This window comes from Colwellia sp. Bg11-28 (assembly GCF_002836245.1).
GTDB lineage: Bacteria > Pseudomonadota > Gammaproteobacteria > Enterobacterales > Alteromonadaceae > Colwellia > Colwellia psychrerythraea_A.
The window spans coordinates 87,568-108,881 of the sequence record NZ_PJBA01000008.1 but is presented as its reverse complement, the minus strand read 5'-3'; the positions used below and the strand labels follow the sequence as shown (position 1 = coordinate 108,881).

14 protein-coding genes are annotated in these 21,314 nt (G+C 39.0%); 13 read left to right on the top strand and 1 reads right to left on the bottom strand.

The annotated features are described in order from the left end of the window. Positions 1–163: 163 nt before the first annotated feature. From CXF79_RS16550 to mnmH, 11 genes are all read left to right on the top strand, one after another. Positions 164–1,036 carry a LysR family transcriptional regulator gene (locus CXF79_RS16550; protein ID WP_269801475.1) on the top strand — a complete coding sequence of 291 codons (873 nt, stop codon included), beginning with the start codon at positions 164–166 and terminating at the stop codon, positions 1,034–1,036. Positions 1,037–1,621: 585 nt separating this feature from the next. Then, entirely contained in the window at positions 1,622–2,659 is a 1,038-nt protein-coding gene (gene dctP, locus CXF79_RS16545; protein ID WP_198560089.1) for a TRAP transporter substrate-binding protein DctP, read from the top strand. A 79-nt stretch (positions 2,660–2,738) separates the two neighbouring features. Next, complete coding sequence (locus CXF79_RS16540) at positions 2,739–3,347, top strand: TRAP transporter small permease (RefSeq protein WP_101156601.1); 609 nt, start codon at positions 2,739–2,741, stop codon at positions 3,345–3,347. Positions 3,348–3,353: 6 nt separating this feature from the next. Further along, positions 3,354–4,658, top strand: coding sequence for a TRAP transporter large permease (locus CXF79_RS16535; protein ID WP_101156599.1), 1,305 nt, complete (start codon positions 3,354–3,356; stop codon positions 4,656–4,658). 294 nt (positions 4,659–4,952) lie between these two features. After that, positions 4,953–5,579, top strand: a complete 627-nt coding sequence (locus CXF79_RS16525; RefSeq protein ID WP_049757728.1) for a trimeric intracellular cation channel family protein — start codon at positions 4,953–4,955, stop codon at positions 5,577–5,579. Positions 5,580–6,452: 873 nt separating this feature from the next. After that, positions 6,453–11,060, top strand: a complete 4,608-nt coding sequence (gene gltB / locus CXF79_RS16520; RefSeq protein WP_011041610.1) for a glutamate synthase large subunit — start codon at positions 6,453–6,455, stop codon at positions 11,058–11,060. Between the two features lie 20 nt (positions 11,061–11,080). Beyond that, positions 11,081–12,571, top strand: a complete 1,491-nt coding sequence (locus CXF79_RS16515; protein ID WP_101156597.1) for a glutamate synthase subunit beta — start codon at positions 11,081–11,083, stop codon at positions 12,569–12,571. A gap of 334 nt (positions 12,572–12,905) precedes the next feature. Then, a complete protein-coding gene (locus CXF79_RS16510) occupies positions 12,906–14,891 on the top strand; it encodes a methyl-accepting chemotaxis protein (protein ID WP_101156595.1) in 1,986 nt (661 codons plus the stop codon). Positions 14,892–15,077: 186 nt separating this feature from the next. Further along, complete coding sequence (locus tag CXF79_RS16505) at positions 15,078–16,004, top strand: AEC family transporter (protein ID WP_101156593.1); 927 nt, start codon at positions 15,078–15,080, stop codon at positions 16,002–16,004. A gap of 165 nt (positions 16,005–16,169) precedes the next feature. Next, on the top strand, positions 16,170–17,204 hold the full coding sequence (gene selD / locus CXF79_RS16500) for a selenide, water dikinase SelD (RefSeq protein ID WP_101156591.1): 1,035 nt from the start codon (positions 16,170–16,172) through the stop codon (positions 17,202–17,204). Beyond that, positions 17,201–18,319 carry a tRNA 2-selenouridine(34) synthase MnmH gene (gene mnmH / locus CXF79_RS16495; protein ID WP_101156589.1) on the top strand — a complete coding sequence of 373 codons (1,119 nt, stop codon included), beginning with the start codon at positions 17,201–17,203 and terminating at the stop codon, positions 18,317–18,319. The genes selD and mnmH overlap by 4 nt, the downstream gene beginning before the upstream one ends. 117 nt (positions 18,320–18,436) lie before the next feature. Here mnmH and CXF79_RS16490 read toward each other — a convergent pair whose 3' ends face one another. After that, positions 18,437–19,339 carry a LysR family transcriptional regulator gene (locus CXF79_RS16490; protein ID WP_101156587.1) on the bottom strand — a complete coding sequence of 301 codons (903 nt, stop codon included), beginning with the start codon at positions 19,337–19,339 and terminating at the stop codon, positions 18,437–18,439. Positions 19,340–19,417: 78 nt separating this feature from the next. Between CXF79_RS16490 and CXF79_RS16485 the strand changes: the two genes are divergently transcribed. Together CXF79_RS16485 and CXF79_RS16480 are read left to right on the top strand one after the other, a co-directional pair. After that, the gene (locus CXF79_RS16485) at positions 19,418–20,368 is read left to right on the top strand and encodes a cysteine hydrolase family protein (protein WP_101156585.1); all 951 of its coding nucleotides are present in this window, start codon (positions 19,418–19,420) and stop codon (positions 20,366–20,368) included. Positions 20,369–20,542: 174 nt separating this feature from the next. Next, positions 20,543–21,133, top strand: a complete 591-nt coding sequence (locus CXF79_RS16480; protein ID WP_101156583.1) for a zf-TFIIB domain-containing protein — start codon at positions 20,543–20,545, stop codon at positions 21,131–21,133. Positions 21,134–21,314 lie beyond the last annotated feature (181 nt).

Sequence of the window (21,314 nt, the reverse complement as noted above, 5' to 3'; positions counted from 1 at the left end):
TACTTGCTTTCAAAGTGTCGATATTGACTTATACTTGCTCAACGGCTAACGTAAATAAATTCAAACATAATTAACCTAAGTTAAACATTTGTTTACCTATTGGAGAGCTATGACATTAAAAAAACGAAGTTTCACAGGACAAGTCAGTAATATTGATCTGCGGATGTTACGTATATTCAAAACAGTGGTTGATTGTGGTGGATTTTCAGCAGCTGAAGTGGAATTAAATATCAGTCGGCCCGCAATCAGTATTGCTATTTCAGATCTGGAGAAACGATTTAATCTAAAACTCTGTCAACGGGGCCGTACCGGTTTTTCTCTAACGGAAGAAGGCGCAGAGGTCTATCAGTCTGTAATTGAATTGCTTAGTGCATTGGAAACATTTCGAACTCAGGTCAATGGCATTAATGAGCAGCTTAAAGGCGAACTTAATATAGGTATTACCGATAATTTGGTTACCATTGAGCATATGAGACTTACCAATGCCTTGATGGCATTAAAAGATTTAGGTCCTGAAATACAAATAAATCTAAGGATGATGCCGCCAGATAAAATTGAGATCGATGTTCTTGATGGCCGGTTGCATATTGGTGTAGTTCCTGAACTTCGACCCCTTTCAGGCCTCAATTATCATCAACTATATCAAGAGGAATCGTTTCTATATTGCAGTAAAGACCACCCATATTTTACGCTCGACGATAAACAACTTACTAACACGATAATCTCGAAAAGTGACGCAGTAGTGCTATCTTATCAACAGACGCCTGAAATTAGACACTTGTTGCAAAAGCTTAATAGTACGGCCAGTGCTACGGATCGTGAAGGTCTGCTTTTTTTGATTCTTACCGGACGTTATATTGGATATTTGCCCGAACACTTTGCTAGACAATGGGTGACTGATGGTAAGCTCAGGGCGATAAAACCTGATAAATTTCGCATTGAAAGCTATTATTCGGCTGTTACCCGAAAAAGTGCTCGTTCAAACATTATTTTAGATAGCTTTATGGAATTACTCCTTAAGAACACAGAGAAATAAACGCGCTTTAAGTTAAACTGGAAACCCTAAAACTATTGAAAATATCGCTATTATTTTAAGGCTGACGTGTAGTGATATTGTTAATTCTGCCAGCTAAGGAGAGAGAATGTCATACAATCCTCTCTCATTAGCTGGCATGGCGAAAAAAGAATAACCTCCTTGTCACACCCAAATTCAAACTGGAATAAATCCATCAGCTAAAAGTGCAGGTGATGGTGTTCAAAGTAGAGCCATGCCATTTTACCTCGGCAGATCTCTTCATCAGACTAGCTTCACTAATCCATTTGAAAACAGCTAATTTAACATCACTATTTAGCTATCCCCACCAGAAACTTTAGCTATGGCTCCTTTAGCGATAGGTCAGGTAATTTAGGTTAATCAAAGCGCTAACAAATGGGACTGATTAATGCTTTCTGCGTTATAGGTATATGTGTCTTTTAGGTAAGCAAAAAATTAACTTTAGTTAAGATATATAACATTTATCTGAACTTTAAAACGAGGCAGACTGATCTGGACCTCGCCTATTATCGGAATAAAAAATTATTCTGAAATAAGGCATATAAAACCTAAAACAGAGGATTCAAAATGTTGAAGACAAAAAAAATTACAACAATGATCACCAAAAATAAGCTTGTTAGTGCTTGTACGATGGCTGCTGTGTTAAGTGTATCTGTAATGAATACTGCAGTAGCAGATAGTAAGTTTATTTTTGCCCAAGCTTATAACACCGAACATATTTTTCATCACACTTCTGAGAAGTTCATGGAGCAACTCAGCGATAAAGGCTCTTCTTATAAAGCTGATTATCATCCAGGCGGTGATTTAGGCGATTGGACCTCGCAGTTTGAGCAAGCAATGATGGGTGTTATTCCCATGACTATTACTTATGGTGCGTCTGAATTTGATGGCAGACTCGATCTGACTTGGCTAGGTTATGTGGTTGATGACTGGGAAAGTGCACGTAAAGTTTATGGTCCTGGTGGTCCGATGCTTGATGTTTACAACAAAATTTTTGCCGAAATGGATCTAGTGGCGTTAGGGACTATTCCAACTGGCTTTGGTTCTATTACTATCCGCAAAGGTGTTGATAAAATCCCAACTAGTTTCCCTGAAGATGCGAAAGGCATAAAAATGCGGGTGATCCCATCGCCATTGGCTATTGAGCGTTTTAAAAACTGGGGTTTCTCTGCTGTTCCTATGCCATATTCTGAGCTTTATACTGCACTACAGTTAGGTACAGTAGATGGCAGGGCATTTGGTCCGGCAGTTGAAATTTACCAAATGCGTGATGTGCTCGAAGCTTACATTTTAACGCGTGATTATTTTGAGCATGCTTTCTGGTTAGTTAATAAAGACTGGTGGGAAGATCTTCCAGCCGCTGAAAGAAAGAAGATGCAAATGGCAGCGGATGAAACGCTTAAATGGGCATGGCAGGAAGCAGAGACTATTGATAACGGATTTCTAGACAAGGTTCGTGAAAGCGGTATTAAGGTTATTGAGTTATCTGATGAGGATCGCGCTAAAGCTAAAAGTATTTTGTACGCAAAAGAATGGCCATACATGGAGAAAAAGGTTGGCAGCGACATCATGAAAATGATGCGTGAGATAGCCGGTATTCAGTAATTCCTTAATTAGGTGTGATCTGGGCTCAAGTCAGCAAGTGACCTGAGCCTATAATTTACAAAATCAAGGATATATGTTTATGAAAACCAGTACCTTAGAATCCGAGAGTCTACTTCAACAAGTTGACTTACCAAGTAAAACCAAAAAAACCACGTTACAACAGTTTCAATTTCTTCTCGATTTCTGTCTCAAAGCGGCCATGATTTTTAGTGGTCTCGGGCTTGCCATATTAATGTTCACCCAAGTCATCATGCGTTATGTTTTAGAGTCCCCTTTTGCAGGAATAGAAGAAGCGGCAATTTTAATGGCGGTATGGATCTATTTTCTCGGCATGGGCTATGCGACTAAAGAGCGGGCACACATTCACGGTGGTATCGTCAGCCTAGTTGTCACTGACCCGTTTAAAATTGAGCTGATCCGGTTTATTGTTTCGATTATTTGTACAATTGCCGCCTGTATTTTTGGCTATTATGCGACTAAATACGGATTATTTGTCATTGAAAAAGGACGTATGAGTTTGTACTTGCAATGGCCTAAAGGATTATGGAGTGCCAGCATGATCTTTGGTTTTGCGATGATGGTATTTTACTTTATGTTGCAAATCATCAAAGATTATCGCGCGATGTTAGCTGCCAAGGCCCAGTCGAAAGCGACAAAATCTCAATTATTAAACAACGGAAAGGATTAGCATATTATGGTTATTTTTCTCATATCTATGCTGGTCATAGTTGTCTTGTTATTAGCTGAACTTCCGGTAGCATTTGCCTTTGGTATCGGCGCGATAATGTTTACTTTTGCTACAGGTAATGACATTTCATTTTTGGTCATTCACGGATTTAATACCAGTGGTGGTTTTGCCCTATTAGCTTTACCCTTGTTTATTTTAGCCGGGATTTTAATGGCTGAAGGTGGTATTTCAAACCGCTTGCTTGATTTTGTTAATTCAATTGTTGGTCGTCTTAAAGGCGGCTTAGGTGCAGTAACTGTTTTAACCTGTGCACTATTTGGCGCTATTTCCGGTAGCTCCTCGGCTGCCATTGCGGCAATTGGACAGATTATGATCCCGCGGATGAAAGAAGAAGGGTATCCAGAAGGGCACGCGACGGCGTTAGTTGCTTGTTCGTCTGTACTTGCACTGTTAATACCACCAAGTATTCCAATGATTATTTTTTCGATTACTGGTGGGTTGTCTGTCGGCGCAGCTTTTCTATCAACCATTATCCCTGGCATCATGTTAACCGTAATATACTGTTGCTTAAATTTCTGGTTTTTACGTAATAATACCTTGATAAAAGTAGAACCTGCGCTGCCATTTGTTCAAGCAGCACGCGGCGTAGTTACTTCTGGCTATAATGCTTTTTGGGCACTATTGATGCCAGTTATTATCTTAGGTGCTATTTATACCGGTATTGCTACGCCAACAGAAGCGGCGGCAATCGCGGTTATCTATGCAATCCCCGTAAGTTTATTCGTCTATAAAGGCTTAACCTTTAAAACGTTGGGCAGTGCCACAGTGCGTGCTGTTATTATGACGGGTTCAATTATGGCGGTATTATTCTTCTTGTTCATTATGAGCAGGGCAATGATTTTAGAGCAGGTGCCAAAACAACTTGCCGAAGCACTATTATTGTTATCTGATAATAAGCTAGTCATCCTTTTAGTGATTAACCTTTTATTACTGCTGATCGGTATGATAGTTGATGATATTTCCGGTGGTGTTTTAGCGGCGATTATTTTCTTGCCAGTAGTACAGGCTCTTGGGATTCATCCTATTCACTTTGCCGCAATCGTAGGGGTAAATCTTGGCTTGGGTAATGTTTCGCCACCCTGCGCGCCGATGCTCTATATGGCAGGGGGAGTCGCGAAGTTACCGCTCAATAAGTATATTGTTCCGACGGTTAAGTTATTGTGCTTTGGTCACTTACCTATGGTGATTTTAGTTACTTTTGTACCGGATTTAGCATTATTTTTACCTCGTTTACTGATGGGGATTGAGTAAGTTAAACCCGTGTTCTTTGGGGCATCAGATTGTTATTTAGCTCTGATGCCTCGTTTTTTGGTCATTACTGTCTAGTTTTGTAATTTTTCTGTGAGCTATAAAAACGTGTGACTTAATCAAGTTAGCAAGGAAATAGAGCATATTTATCTACTTCTTGTCATATTGAAAGCAATGCCCTGACCATTAATAAGATTTATTAGCTGGTTTTAACTTTTGCGATTGAAGAAAATAAGAGGGTTGGGTAAAGTCTAATTAATCCGTTTGGTATAAGATGAAAGTTATGAGAGTGCTGCTGTGTTATTTGAAATTACCGATGTAGTGAATATTATGGGATTGTCTGCAGTGGCAGTCTTTGCAATATCGGGGGCACTTGATGCCGCTCGCCAGAAAATGGATATTCTTGGGTTCATGCTGATTGGTACAGCTACCGGTCTCGGTGGCGGTACACTTCGCGATTTGTTGCTGGGTAATGTCCCCGTATTCTGGATACGAGAGCCGATATGGATCATCGTCTGTTTGGTTTCTACAGCAATAACCTATTTTATCGCACCAAAATTAGCTTCTATAACGCGCGCACTGATCTGGATGGATGCGGTCGGTATTGCATTATTTGCCGTAGTTGGCACTGAGATTGCGCTAGAGTTTGGTACCTCTCCTTTGATCGCCATTTGTATGGGAGTAATGACAGCTAGCTTTGGCGGTATCGCACGTGATGTACTTAGTGGTAGCAACCTTACCTTGATGAACGAAGAACTTTATATCACCACAACTGTGGCGGGTTCAGTTATGTACCTGTGGCTCAATACCTTAAGCCTACCGGCTAATTATGATTTGATCGGAGGTTTTTTTATTGCTTTTATTCTACGCGCATTGGCGATTAGATTTCATATTAAACTACCAAATCACTATAGGAAGGACTAACGGCCCTAGCCAATGTTAGTAAATCAAAGCTGATATAAATGCTAAGTAAAGTTTAAGGTAGGAAAAGGCAAGTTCTTCGACTCAACTGAACTAAATTAATCATTATTAGGTAATACGCTCTAATTCACATTTAACAAGACTAATAAGAGTAATTGCACTAATGGGGTTCTAAAGTCATTTTAAGGGCTAATTTAGCTTCTTAGAGCATGCTAATGCTATAGAGAGTGACTTTATTAGATTATGCAGAGTCAATTATCCTGATTATATATTATTTGAATAACTATTCTCTCAATCGATGACTTTCGTTTCTGTCTTTTCACTCTATCCCTAGCGGTAAGTAACTCAATAGACTTAGTACTATTTTATTCGTAGATAATATGTCGAGTAAAACAGTGATTCTTACTCTAACCCTAGTGTAGTAGGTGTTTTTTTTATTTTACAGTAGGCGTGCTTTTTGGTTCTTTATGCGATGTTTTTGGCGTTTTATTCAAACATTCAAGTGCGTGTGTGTGAGTGCACTACTAAATGTAGCTGCCATTTAGCGTAAATAGTAATAGTTTTCAATCGTTTCAAATCACTTTTATTGTTGTATATATTCAAATATGTCGTATATATATTCATAAAATGATTGACTCAGAACCATTTTGCGGGTAATTTTGCCGGCCGCAATTAATAATGACTTTCACAATTGCATTCGTCTCAGAAAGACTCGGTAGAAGTCTGACGTTCGATGTTCAAGAAATTCTAAGTAATATTCTGAAGGATCAGCAGCGCACATTTTGAACATAAAGAATATATAGCTTAATTAGCAAGCAGCTTAATTAGAAAGCAAAAGAAGCTAATAGAAATAGTTTGATGAAATAGGAATAAGCAATGAATGATATGAGCAAAAAATCCCAAGGCCTTTATCGCGCCGAGTTTGAACATGATAGTTGTGGTATTGGCTTTGTCGCCAACCTAAAGGGTAAAAAAACTCACGATATTATTGAAAATGCACTCACCATGTTGAGTTGTATGGAGCATCGTGGTGGTACTGGTTTTGACGTCAAAAGTGGTGACGGTGCCGGTATTCTTATTCAAATCCCACACGATTTTTTAAGCCAAGAAACCGAAAAATTAGGCTTTAGCTTACCTGATGCCGGAAATTACGGCGTTGGCATGATCTTCTTTCCGCGCGATAAAGCGCAAAGCGAAGCGTGTAGAGAAATTCTAAACCAAAATATTACTGAACTGGGCTTAACCTTATTAGGTTATCGTGATGTCCCGGGTGATAACTCTATGTTAGGTGCGGCTTCATTTGATAGCGAACCGAACATTGAGCAGGTATTCATTGCCAAACCAGCAGCATTAACGGCTCAAGAATTTGAGCGTAAGTTATTTGTTTTGCGTAAATACACCTCGCATAAGATTAATGCTAGCGGTATCACAGAACGTGATGAGTTTTATGTTACCTCAATGTCATCAACCAAAATTGTCTATAAAGGACAATTTACCACGCAGCAAGTTCGCCAATATTATCTTGATCTTCAAGACGAGCGTACTATCTCTGGTATGGCGATGTTCCACTCTCGTTTCTCAACGAATACTTTTCCAGCTTGGCGTCGTGCTCAGCCGTTCCGTTATATCGCCCATAATGGCGAAATTAACACAGTACGCGGTAATATTAACTGGATGAATGCTCGTGAAGCATTGTTTAGCTCAGTTAATTTTAGCGATGCTGAATTGAAAATGTTAAACCCTATTTGTAATAACGATAACTCTGATTCAGCCAACCTTGATATGGCGATTGAGTTATTGGTGTTAAGTGGACGTTCGTTAGCCCAAGTTATGATGATGATGGTGCCAGAAGCATGGCAAACACAAACTGATATGGATGCAACTAAACACGCATTCTATGAGTATTATGCCTGCATCATGGAACCATGGGATGGCCCAGCTTCATTATCGTTTAGTGATGGTAATGTTATCGGCGCGACACTTGATCGCAACGGTTTACGTCCTTCACGTTACTTGTTAACTGAAGATGGTACTTTAGTGATGGGCTCTGAAACAGGCACCTTGTGTGTTGATCAGTCAACCGTCGTTGAAAAAGGCCGTTTACAGCCAGGTAAAATATTCATTGCTGATTTAAAGCAAGGTCGTATCATCAGTGATGATGAAGTAAAAGCACAAGTCAGCTCAGCTCAGCCTTACGGTAAGTGGCTAGCAGATAACAAAGTTGAATTAGATAAATTACCAGTTCCAATAGCGTCTATTGCTCAACCGCCACTGGCAGAACTGCGTAAAATGCAAAAAGCCTTTGGTTATACTAGCGAAGATCTTAACTTAGTGCTTGCGGGTATGGTTGGTACATCTAAAGAGCCATTAGGCGCTATGGGTACAGATACGCCTTTAGCGGTATTGTCTAGCCGTCCACAACAATTGTCTCATTACTTTAAGCAATTATTTGCTCAAGTAACTAACCCACCAATCGATCCGATTCGTGAAGAGTTGGTTATGTCATTGCGTGGTTATATTGGTAAGTCGTTTAACTTACTCGATGAGACACCAGAGCATTGCCACAAAGTTGAAATTGAACAGCCGGTATTAACAATCGATCAATTACGCAAGTTACAGTATATTGATAATAATCATCTGCAATCAAAAACCATTGCTATTACCTTTAAAGCTAGCGGTGAAGCTGGCGCACTTAAAAAGGCGCTTGACCGTGTATGTTTTAACGCAAAAAGTGCCGTTGAAGATGGTTATGAAATCCTAATTTTAAGTGATCGTGAAGTTGATAGTGACCATGTTGCTATTCCATCAGTATTAGCAACAGCAGCTGTTCATCATTACTTAATTCGCGAAAAATTACGTTCTGGCGCTGATATTATTTTAGAATCAGGAGACATCCGTGAAACTCATCATTTTGCTACCGTTATTGGTTATGGCGCGGCAGCGGTAAACCCTTACTTAGCGCTAGAAAGTATGTATGGCTTACGTGATGAAGGCGTACTTGACAGCAAGTTAACTGATGAAGAAATTGTGGCTAAGTACACCGCAGCAGTAGGCAGTGGTTTATTGAAAACTTTCTCTAAAATGGGTATTTCAACGTTACAATCATACTTAGGTGCGCAAGTTTTTGAAGCATTAGGTATCAACTCTGATGTTATCGATGAGTACTTTACTGGTACGGTTAGTCGAATCCAAGGATTAAGCTTAGATCAAATCGCACAAGAAGCGTTATTACGTCATCGTGAAGGTTTCCCTGAAGCGAGCCGTATTGCTGTTGAAAACTTATTGCCAACAGGTGGTGAATATTCATGGCGTAATGATGGCGAACGTCATCTATTTAGCCCAACGGTTATTCGTTTACTGCAGCATTCAACGGCAAGTAACGATACCAATCAATTTAAGCAATACGCCAAAACAGTTGATGATCAAAGTAAAGAAGCCTTTACCTTACGTGGCTTACTTGAACTGAATAGCGATCGTCCTTCAATTCCATTAAGTGAAGTTGAACCGATTGAAAATATTTTCAAACGTTTTGCTTCAGGTGCTATGTCATTTGGTTCTATCTCATGGGAAGCACACACTACCTTAGCTATTGCTATGAACCGTATTGGCGGTAAGAGTAACAGCGGTGAGGGTGGTGAAGATCCTATTCGTTATACACCGTTAGAAAATGGCGATTCAATGAATTCGCGCATCAAGCAAGTAGCTTCTGGTCGTTTCGGCGTTACCAGTCATTACCTAACTAATGCAGACGAATTACAAATTAAGATGGCGCAGGGCGCAAAACCGGGCGAAGGTGGTCAGTTACCTGGCGACAAAGTTGATGCTTGGATTGGTAAAACGCGTGGTTCAACACCAGGTGTTGGTTTGATTTCACCACCTCCACATCATGATATTTATTCTATCGAAGATTTATCACAGCTAATTTTTGATCTTAAAAATGCTAACCGTGAAGCGCGTGTTAACGTTAAATTAGTATCAGAAGCTGGCGTAGGTACTATCGCATCAGGCGTAGCGAAAGCCTATGCGGATGTAGTACTTATTGCAGGTCACGATGGCGGCACTGGTGCTTCACCATTGAGTTCAATTAAACATACGGGTTTACCGTGGGAACTTGGTTTGGCTGAAACCCATCAAACCTTGGTACGTAATCACTTACGTAGCCGTATTACTGTACAAACGGATGGTCAACTTAAAACACCACGCGATTTAGCTATTGCAACATTACTTGGTGCAGAAGAATACGGTATGGCAACAACAGCTCTAGTGGTTGAAGGTTGTATCATGATGCGTAAGTGTCATTTAAATACTTGTCCGGTTGGCATTGCGACACAAGACAAAGGTTTACGAGATAAGTTTACTGGTCGTGCTGATATTTTAGTTAACTTCTTTACCATGATGGCTGAAGGTTTACGTGAAATCATGGCTGAACTAGGTTTTAAAACCATTGAAGAAATGGTTGGTCAGACTCAGTGTCTTAAACAGCTTGAAAATGTTGATCATTGGAAATACCAAGGACTTGATTTAACGCCGTTATTGCACAAAGAAGAATCTCACGAGAGTGAAACGCTTTATCAATCAATCAATCAGAAGCATTTAATTGACGATATTATTGATCGCAAGATGATAAAAGATGCGCAAGTGGCTCTTGATAGTCAGCAAAGCGTTTCTCTTGAATATGATGTTATCAATACAGATAGAACGATTGGTGCGATGATTTCTAATGAAATCTCGAAGAAGTATCAAGCTGAAGGCTTACCAGAAAATACTATCAAGGTTAAGTTTAACGGCTCTGCGGGTCAAAGTTTTGGTTGTTTCTCAGCCAAAGGTTTGCATTTTGAACTGGAAGGCGATGCCAATGATTACTTTGGTAAAGGGCTGTCTGGCGCAAACTTGGTAGTATACCCAAGCAAGCAAGCTAAGTTTATAGCAAGTGAAAACATTCTAATTGGTAATGTTGCCTTCTTTGGCGCAACCTCAGGTAGTGCCTTTATACGAGGTATTGCTGGCGAACGCTTCTGTGTTCGTAACTCAGGTGCTACGGCAGTTGTTGAAGGGGTTGGTGATCACGGTTGTGAATACATGACCGGTGGTAAAGCAGTAATCTTAGGCGCAACAGGTCGTAACTTTGCCGCGGGTATGTCTGGCGGTGTTGCTTATGTACTTGATGATAACAAAGACTTTGCACCTAAATGCAACATGGAAATGGTTTCATTAGAAACAGTTGATACCGATGCAGAAAGCCTTGAGTTAAAAGCATTAATTGCAGAACATTTTGCCGCAACAGGCTCAGATGTCGCTAATGAATTACTTAATGATTGGGACAATAACGTGAAACGTTTTGTTAAAGTCATGCCAGTTGATTATAAGCGAATGCAAGGTTATATGAATGACGTGCGCGAAAGCGGTAAGTTCGAGTCAGAATATGACATTGCCGTTCAAGCATTCGATATCCATTTAAATAAACTAGCTAGCGCTAAAGCTTAAGCTGCCAAGGAGAATATATTATGGGAAATCCAACAGGATTTATCAACGTAGGTCGTGCCTTGCCAACTGAACGCAAAGCAGGTGAACGTTTATCTGATTGGCTTGAAGTCTATGAAGAAATACCACTAAAAGCTGTAGAAAAACAAGCTTCTCGCTGTATGGACTGTGGCGTACCATTTTGCCAATCGGCAAAATCAGAGTTTGCGCCTGCCGTGGCGGGTTGTCCGGTTAACAATGTTATTCCTGAATGGAATGATTTGATTTACCGAGGCCGTTGGAAAGATGCAATAGAGCTATTGCATAAAACCAATAACTTCCCTGAGTTCACTGGGCGTGTGTGCCCAGCACCTTGTGAAGGCGCTTGTGTACTAGGTATCAATGCTGATCCTGTGGCTATTAAGTTACATGAAAAAGAAATTATTGATCATGCCTTTAAGGAAGGTTGGGTAGTCGCTCAACCACCATCAGCACGTACAGGTAAAAACGTTGCTGTCATAGGTTCTGGACCTGCTGGTCTTGCTGCTGCAGCACAGCTTAATAAAGCTGGCCATATGGTTACTGTCTATGAACGTGCCGATCGTATCGGTGGTTTGTTAATGTACGGTATTCCAAATATGAAGCTGCAAAAGGAATTAGTACAACGTCGCGTTGATATTTTAGCGGAAGAAGGCATTGTATTTGTTACTAATACCGAAGTAGGTAAAGACGTTAGTGTTGAGAAACTTGAAAGCGACTTTGATGCGATAGTGTTATGTATTGGCGCCACGGTGCCACGTGACTTACCTGTTGAAGGTCGAGAACTTAATGGTGTTCATTTTGCCATGGACTTCTTGAAAGCGAATACTAAAAGTTTACTCGATAGCGAACATAAAGATGGCCAGTACATTAATGCCCAAGGCAAAAATGTGGTCGTTATTGGTGGTGGTGATACTGGTACCGATTGTATCGGCACTTCATTACGTCATCAGTGTACAAATGCTATACAACTCGAAATCATGCCGCGTCCACCAGAAAAACGTGAAGAGAATAACAACCCTTGGCCACAATGGCCAAAACGTTTGTTAGTTGATTACGGTCAAAAGGAAGCTATTGAGATTCAAGGTCAAGATCCTCGTCAGTATTTGGTGATGACTAAGAAAATTGAAAGTGATGAGCAAGGTAATGTTAAAGCGGTTCATACGGTTGATATTACTTGGGAACGCAATGACAAAGGTCAAATGTTCCCGCAGGAAGTTGCTGGTAGTGAAAAAGCTATTCCAGCCGATATCGTACTCATCGCAATGGGCTTTATGGGTCCTGAAGGTGGGTTAGTTGAGCAGTTTGGCCTTGAGCAAGATAATCGTTCTAACATAGCTGCAGAATACGATAAGTTTGCTACAAGCAAACAAGGCGTGTTCGCTGCTGGTGATGGTCGCCGTGGTCAAAGCTTGATTGTTTGGGCAATTGATGAAGGTCGTCGTTGTGCGCGTGAAGTAGACAGTTACTTAATGGGTAAGAGCTACTTACCTTAAGCAATTAGCGACTACCGCTATACTATTTAAAATAGCATTCTATAAAAATCCTACCGTGTGCATCACGGTGGGATTTTTTTATAAATTTTTTTATAATGTATTACAATAGAAAGGTGATATTCGCTAACGTTTGGTGCGTTATCTCAACAATCACTGGTTAGGTGTAGACTAAAGTTTTACCTAATTAATCAGTACCTTTTAGCGAAAGTGTTTATACTAGAACCAAACAATATTTTATTTTATTAAATGTAAAAATTTAACTATTGAAGAGTGGGAAGGGATCGCTTATTTCTTTGTTGTTTAAATTTTTGTTAAAACCTTAATAAGGATCCATATGAATTTACTTAATAACTTAGTGTTTAAACAAAAGTTAATTTTACTTGTGTTGATACCCCTTTTAGCCACACTGTATTTTAGTTTGAACAATTTAAATATCTTGACCTCAAAACAAGGGCAGCTTGAAGAGATTCATGACTTGATTACGCTAACAGTTGCTAATAATGCACTGGTTCATGAGTTGCAAAAAGAGCGTGGCGCCACTGCAGTTTATCTAGGTAGTAAAGGTGAAAAATTTTCTTACGAGTTAAAAGAACAACGAAAACTTACCGATAAAGCTCACACACTCTTAAATGCAAAGTTAAAAGTTTTCTCATCTGAGAATGACAAAGTAAATAATATTATCTTAACGGTTAAAAATGGTTTGTTAAAATTAGACAGGATTAGAGCTCGTTCTGATGAACTCTCAATTTCACTCAATGATGCTATTGGTTACTACACAACCCAAAACCATGAGATGCTTAGCTTAGCAGAGTTCTTTTCAACGATTAGTCCAACAGAAACAGTCAGTAACGCCATTGGGTATTATGTTCTTTTAGAAGCTAAAGAGCGGGCTGGTATAGAGCGGGCTGTTGCTAGTGGTGGTTTTGCAATGGATAAGTTCACACAAGCGGCCTTCCAAAAATTTACTAGCTTAGTGGCTTTACAAGATAGTTATTTAGAACAATTCAGCGCTAAAGCATCATCTAATACCATAAACGCTTATAAAAACAGCTTAAATAGTAATGCTGTAATTGAAGTTAATAGAATGAGAAACGTGGCAGTATCGGTTGGTCAAGCTGGTCCTTTCAATATTGATGCGAGTGCATGGTTTAAAAGCGCGACAGGACGAATTAATTTACTAAAAGATATTGAGAATCTCGTTGCTGATGAGTTCATTACTGACATAGATAAACTGCTTCATGAAGCAAGTAGAGGAGTCAGTATTAATTTAATTATTATTATTATAACGTTCATTATGACTATTTTTATTGTCTACGTTATTTTGACAAATTTAATTAAGCAATTGAATGAGATTTCAGTAACGATGGAAAAAGTCACTGAACATAATGACTTAACGGTACAGGCAGGTGTTTTTAGTACGGATGAATTGGGTAACATTGCCAAAGGCTTAAATAAAACACTTAGCACCTTTTCTAATGCTATCACTGAAATAAAGAGTAGTAGTATTTCTCTCGCTGCATCGGCACAACAGTCATCTGTCATTGTGAATAATAACGTAGATAGTTTACAACAGCAGCGTGATGAAACCGCTCAGGTTGCTACTGCAATAGAGGAAATGTCAGCAACAGTACAAGAAGTCTCTCGTAATGCCAATGAGGCGATGTCTTCGACGCATCAAGTAAATACTCAAGCAATAGAGAGCCAGACTGTTGTAGGCAACTCATTAGAAGCAATCAATAATTTAGCGACAGAAGTGTCGGAAATAGGCACGCTTATATCAGGACTGCACTCTACAACGTCAAATATATCAAATGTTATTGATGTTATAAAAGGTATTGCGGATCAAACTAACTTACTTGCCCTAAATGCAGCAATAGAAGCAGCAAGGGCAGGAGAGCAAGGGCGAGGCTTTGCCGTAGTGGCAGATGAAGTTAGGACCTTAGCTCAACGTACTCAAGACTCCACTATTGAAATTGAAGAAATTATCAATCAATTGCAAAGCGAAGCCAGCAATGCAAATACTATGGTGGCTGGTACCCAAAAACGTGCTGATGAAAGTATTGATGGTGCTCATCAAATTGAATTATCACTGACAAGTATCGTAACGGCAGTATCGGATATAAACCTGATGATCGAACAAATTGCTACTGCAGCAGAAGAACAAGTTAGCGTCACGGAAGATATCAATAAAAATGTTAATGATATAGATAAGAAGTCTTCTGAAATAACATCGGGAGCACAAGATGTATCTCTGGCAGCTAGTGAGCAAGTAGAGATTGCTAATACGCTTGAAAGTCTGGCAGCAAAGTTTGTGGTATAGGTAAGTAATTTAAAATTTTTATAGTGCAATAGTTAACTTACTAAGTATGGTCATGGTTAACCACTATCATTACTCTTCAGAAGCAAGACTTTATAAAAGTATGAAGTCTTGCTTATTAACTACTTCGAAAATGACTTTACTATTTATACCTATAGCTCTCCTTAATACTATGACGTGAAGAATAATGTGAATATATTTTTAATACTGTTAGTCAAAATTTTCCCACTATACATCAATGTAGGTTTAGGCTTTTTTGCGACAAAATATTTGGATGTTCAAAGACATAGTGTTGCTGCTCTTCTTATTTATATCATAGGACCTATTGTTGTATTGTCTGCAACAATGAGTGTAGAAATTAATGCCAGTGTTGCCTTTTTACCCATTTTTTTATACATCTTCGGTTCTATCATTGCCTTCGCTACTTTGTTCATTTTTGGAAAAAATTGGAATGACCCAACAGGGAATATTTTAGCTTTTTCAAGTGGAACGGGAAACACAGGTTACTTTGGAATACCGCTTGCTCTGATCTTTTTCGATACAGATTTAGCGAATATATATATATTTACGGTGTTAGCTTCTCTTTTATATGAAAATACTACAGGATTTTATGTCACTGCAAAGGGCAATTTCACCGCTAAACAAAGTCTTGTTAAGATAATTAAACTGCCAATTCTGCATGCTTTTATTGTAGGAATTACATTGAACATCATGGGAATAAAGCTTCCAGAAGAGTTAACATTTTACTCTGATCAATTTAAGAGCTCCTATGGGATTCTAGGAATGATGATGTTGGGGATGGGGCTTCATGGTTTTAACAAAAGTGAAGACTTGGATGTTAAATTTATCAAAATATCTTTTATCATCAAATTCATTTTTTGGCCGGCTTCAATTTTGGCGCTTATTTACCTAGATAAATCATTTATTCAATTACTTAACGAAGATTTATACAAGGTACTGATTCTGTTTTCAATTGTACCACTTGCAGGCAATACCGTATCACTTGCTGTCTTATTAAATGCTAAACCAGAGAAAGCGAGCTTATCGGTGTTTTTAAGTACCGTACTATCCATTTTATTCATACCATTAGCATTGTATTTATACGGTGGTTTTTAAATTTTTCAAGGTTCCTCAAATTAAAACTGCTCATGGGATCAGCTAAGTTAAGGTTATTATTTTCAGTTTTACCCTAACACCAACAATTATATATTAATCGACGGGTGTAACAGGGAAGGTATTGCTGTAAATTAGTCACTTGCTTACTCTCTTATACGAATCACCATGACATCAATTCGCTTGACTCAATACTCACACGGCGCAGGCTGTGGCTGTAAAATTTCTCCATCGGTACTTGATGTGATGCTAAAGTCATCACTTGCTTTACCCGTGAATGACGCACTTTTAGTGGGTAATAGTACTAAAGACGATGCGGCCGTTTTCGATATTGGTAATGATCAAGGTGTGATTTCAACCACTGATTTCTTTATGCCCATTGTTGATGACCCAACTGACTTTGGTAAAATCGCTGCCTGTAATGCCATCAGCGATATTTATGCCATGGGCGGAAAACCGATCATGGCAATAGCTATTTTGGGCTGGCCAGTCAATCTTTTAGCACCAGAAATCGCTCAACAAGTGCTTGATGGTGCTAGAGCTATCTGTGCTGAAGCGGGTATCCCATTAGCGGGCGGTCATTCCATTGATGCGCCAGAGCCTATCTTTGGTTTAGCGGTTACGGGACTAATTAATAATGCGCACATTAAGCGAAATAATACTGCAGAGGTTGGCGATCTTCTGTACTTAACCAAGCCATTAGGTATTGGCATTATGACCACGGCTGAAAAACAAGGGAAATTATTACCTGAACATGCGCAACTAGCACCACAAGCGATGAAGACCCTAAATGTCATTGGACAGAAGTTTGCAGAACTAGAGGTAGTTACTGCTATGACCGATGTAACCGGTTTTGCACTATTAGGACACCTTTTAGAAATGTGTCAGGGCAGTGGGGTTGCTGCAGTTATTGATTTTGAGCAAGTACCGCGTCTTGATTTCGTCAATGATTACATTGATCAAGGTTGCGTACCTGGTGGTTGTGAGAGAAACTTTATCAGTTATGGCGAGCATGTTGGGCCGTTAAGCCCCAAACAAAAAATACTTTTGTGTGACCCTCAAACCAGTGGTGGTTTACTTGTGGCAGTGAAACCACAAGGCAAAGAAGCTTTTGAAGCGTTATGCAAAGAGAATGGTCTTAATCTACAACCTATTGCTGAACTCGTGGCGGCAACTTCGCCTACAGTGAGTTTGTTGTCATGAGCATAAATACCTCTGGAAAAGTCACCTCAGCAACAGAGCGCGCCGACAGTGCTGATTTTCGCACTATCATTCGAAATAAGATCCCGTTAATGGATGTACGTGCCCCCATTGAGTTTGGAAAGGGGGCTTTTGATTTGTCCATTAATTACCCCTTAATGAACAATGATGAACGAGCAGAAGTTGGTATTTGTTATAAACAAAATGGCCAAGAAGCTGCCATTAAGTTGGGTAATGCGCTAGTTTCAGGACAAAGTAAAGCCAGTCGATTGGCACAATGGAAAACCTTTGCACGAGAAAATCCACAAGGTTATTTATATTGTTTTCGTGGCGGTTTACGTTCACAAACGGTGCAACGCTGGTTAAAGGAATCAGGAATTAACTATCCACTCATTACAGGGGGATATAAAGCACTGCGTCAGTTTTTATTGAACGAACTTGAGCAACTAGCGTTACACCCTTTAACTATTTTAGCCGGTAATACCGGTAGTGGAAAAACGCCTTTTCTGACCCATTGTGTTAACAGCCTCGATTTAGAAGGCGCAGCAGGACATCGAGGCTCAAGTTTTGGTGGCTTCGTTACACCGCAAGCAAATCAATTAAATTTCGAAAATAAGCTGGCTGAACAATATATTAGGGGTAACTTTTCTTTAGATCAAAGGTTAGTCTTAGAAGATGAAGGCAGATTAATAGGTAGTGTTCATTTACCTGAAAGTTTACGAAATGCCATGACGTTAGCGCCAGTAGTCGTTATTGAAGAAAGCTTAGACTATCGACTTGAACATATATATCAAGAATACATCATAAAAATGACAGCGCAATACCAAGCTGCTTATGGCGTTGAACGAGGTTTTATCGCCTTTGGTGAATATTTGGAACAAGGACTATTCAAAGTACGAAAACGTCTTGGTACAGAGCGTTATGGCCAATTAAAGACAATACAGAGTGCGGCTTTAACGCAGCAACAAAATGGTGAACAGAAGTATCACTTGGATTGGTTAAAACCATTACTCAGCGAATACTATGATCCTATGTATCAATATCAATTAGGACTCAAGTCCGACAGAGTTATTTTTCGTGGTAATAATTCGGAATGTTTAGCTTTTTTGCGCGATTAACACAATCCTTAAAACCCGTCTTATATGTTATATCCGTTACCAATCAAGATGAATGTTTCAGAGTGCGAGAGCTATTTCAATTCAAAGCGCTGTGATGGATTAACGGGTATATAACATTCATTGTTCTTGCAAGAACTTAGCTTTTAATTTATTGATAAATAACCGTAGGACTAACGGTAACTGTTGCTGATAAGAATGCACCGCATAGACATTTCTTGGCTCACCCAAATAATCAGGTAGTACGTGTTGCAAAGCACCTGATTGTAGTTCACTTTTAATAAAAACTGACGGAATTAAACAGATACCCGCACCTGTTATTGCACTATTGATAGCGCTGGTTGAGGTATTCATTTTCAGATATTTCAAGCTACTAAAAGTAATCGCGTTATTATCATTTTTAGTCAGAGAAAAATTATGTTGCCATGGCAGCATAATTAAATTTTGTAGTGATAAATTTTGCTCATTAATGCCTGTATGTTTAGCCAAATATTTTGGCGATGCAACTAACACACTTTCTAATTCCCCAATCAGTATCGCATGATACGAACTATCTTTTTGTGGTCCCACTGAAATGGCCAGATCAAGCTGATGTTTAAGTATATCTAAACGTTCATCGGTAAAAGTAAGCTCAGGTGTAAGTTTGGGGTATTCATCACATAACTCAGTAATGATTGGTGTGACTAAAGACGCCTCAAAAGCATGTGGAGCCGTTATTGCAATTCGGCCTGCTGGTGCTATAGCACTCTCTTGTATTTCATCTAAAGTGACGGTTAATAACTCAAGTAATTGCTCACTACGTTTGGCAACTAGCTGTCCTGTTGGCGTCAAATTTAAAGTACGGGTACTCCGATTGAGCAAACGAACTCCTAAGGCTCGTTCAAGTTGACTGACATACTGACTAATTGCTGACTTAGTATGCCCTAGGCTATGAGCCGCTTCTGTAAATGAGCCTTGTTTAAGCACTTCATCAAATACTAACATTTGGTAAGCTAAGCGCTTCTGTTCACTTTTATTGAACATTGTTTTCATCTTTTGGCTAATTATCATTCTTTAGAATAACAATAAAATGGTGCTTCTGAAATAACTAAGAGATAAAAAATGAATCAAACAACATTAAACACTATTAGAAATAACGTTATGCAAGCTAGCGCCCAGTGGATCTCTGATTTCAATCAAGGGAATGTCCAAACATGTATTAACCGATATCTACCCAGTGCAACGATGCAAGTTCATCCTTTTGGAAAATTCACTTCAATAGAAGCTATTACTGATTTTTGGCTCGAGTTTGCCAAAAGCAACCCAAGTGACTTAGTTTATCGAAACATTGAGATCAAAGTATTAAATGACCGACAAACAGTACTTTCAGCGAATTGGCGTATGAATATTGCTAGTGGTTTTATCAGTAAAGAGCTGTGGACCTTGGCAGAAGACGGTCAGTGGTACCTTGAAGAAGACGACTTTACTGTTTTAGCACAGCATACAAAACCTGTTGACGATAAAAGAACGGCTTTAGTCTTGGTTGATCTACAAAATGATTATTTTAGTGGGGGTCGTTTTGAGCTTGATAATACTGATTTTGCAGCCAAACAAGCCAGTCAATTATTAGCACACTTTAGACAAAAAGAACTGCCTGTTATTCATATTCAGCATTTATTTGAAGAGACTAATGCCGCCTTTTTCAGTGCAAATACAGTAGGCGCTGAAATTGAATCAAGTGTTAAACCTACTGCAAATGAACCTGTCATTATAAAGCATCAAATAGACAGTTTTATTGAGACAACATTGGAACAAACATTGATTGAATTAGGTATAGATAATTTAGTTATTGTCGGTGCAATGGCACAAGCGTGCGTGCAAACTATTTGTCGAAGTGCGGTCAATAAAGGTTATAAGTGCCAGGTCATCTCTGATGCGATTGCCGCGCCTAAATTAGAATATCAGCAGCACAGCTTTACCGGAGAGCAATTGGTTGCAGCTAACTTATTATCATTGTCATTTGGCGGCGCTGATATTACTGATACAAAAGGATGGTTACAAGAAAATAGTTAAGCAATAGATTAAAGCGTAATAAAAGAGTAATTATTATTCAAAATAAGTACTCTTTTTATTTACCAACGCATGAGGGGGAGCTTCTATATACCTATTGCATGACTGAAAGTAATTACTTTAGCCTGTTACTCAATTACAATAAATTCCATAGTAAGTATTTTATAATGGATTTATATGTCAAATTCGCACTGCATTCACTGCCAACACATAGTAAAAGGCACATGTCGTATTTGCCCTATGTGCGGTGGTTCGATGAAACAAGAAATAGAGAATGAAAACCGTCAATGTCCTCGATGTAAAGAACCTTTAGTGGTTTTTCAGTTTAATCATTATCAATTAGACAAGTGCACAAGCTGTGAAGGTTTATGGCTAGAGCCTGATAAATTTAAAGTTTTAACTAGTGAGTTTGACGTTTATCGTGATGAAAAGTCGGAGCCAAATTTTCTTAGGAAACCAACGCCAAAAGCGGAAGGATATTTACCTTGTGCTTGTTGCGATAAATTAATGTCCCGGAAAAACTTTAAAGCTATCTCAGGGGTAATTATTGATTCCTGCATTAGCTGTGGGATTTGGTTAGATAAAGGTGAACTAATACAAATTCGTAGTTTTATTGCTAGTGGTGGTTTAGATAGATCACAAGATAGGCAACTCGATAAACATTCACAACAAATCCAAGCGTTAGATGATCGGCTTTCAGATGTTGAATTAATGGAAAAAATGTTAAATAAATTTAGTTTGAAACGCATCTTTTTTAGAGGATTTTAAATCTAATTACCCTAGACAGGTTTTTGTATAGGCTAACATGGCATTAAGAACTTTCTGCTTTCACAGCCCTATTGTAGTGATTAGCGCAAATCAGTCATCACTAAAGCAGTAATGTTCATTTAAATATCAAGTGTTCATGTCTCACAAGTGCGACTCACTACAATAAAAACCGTGTCGAAAT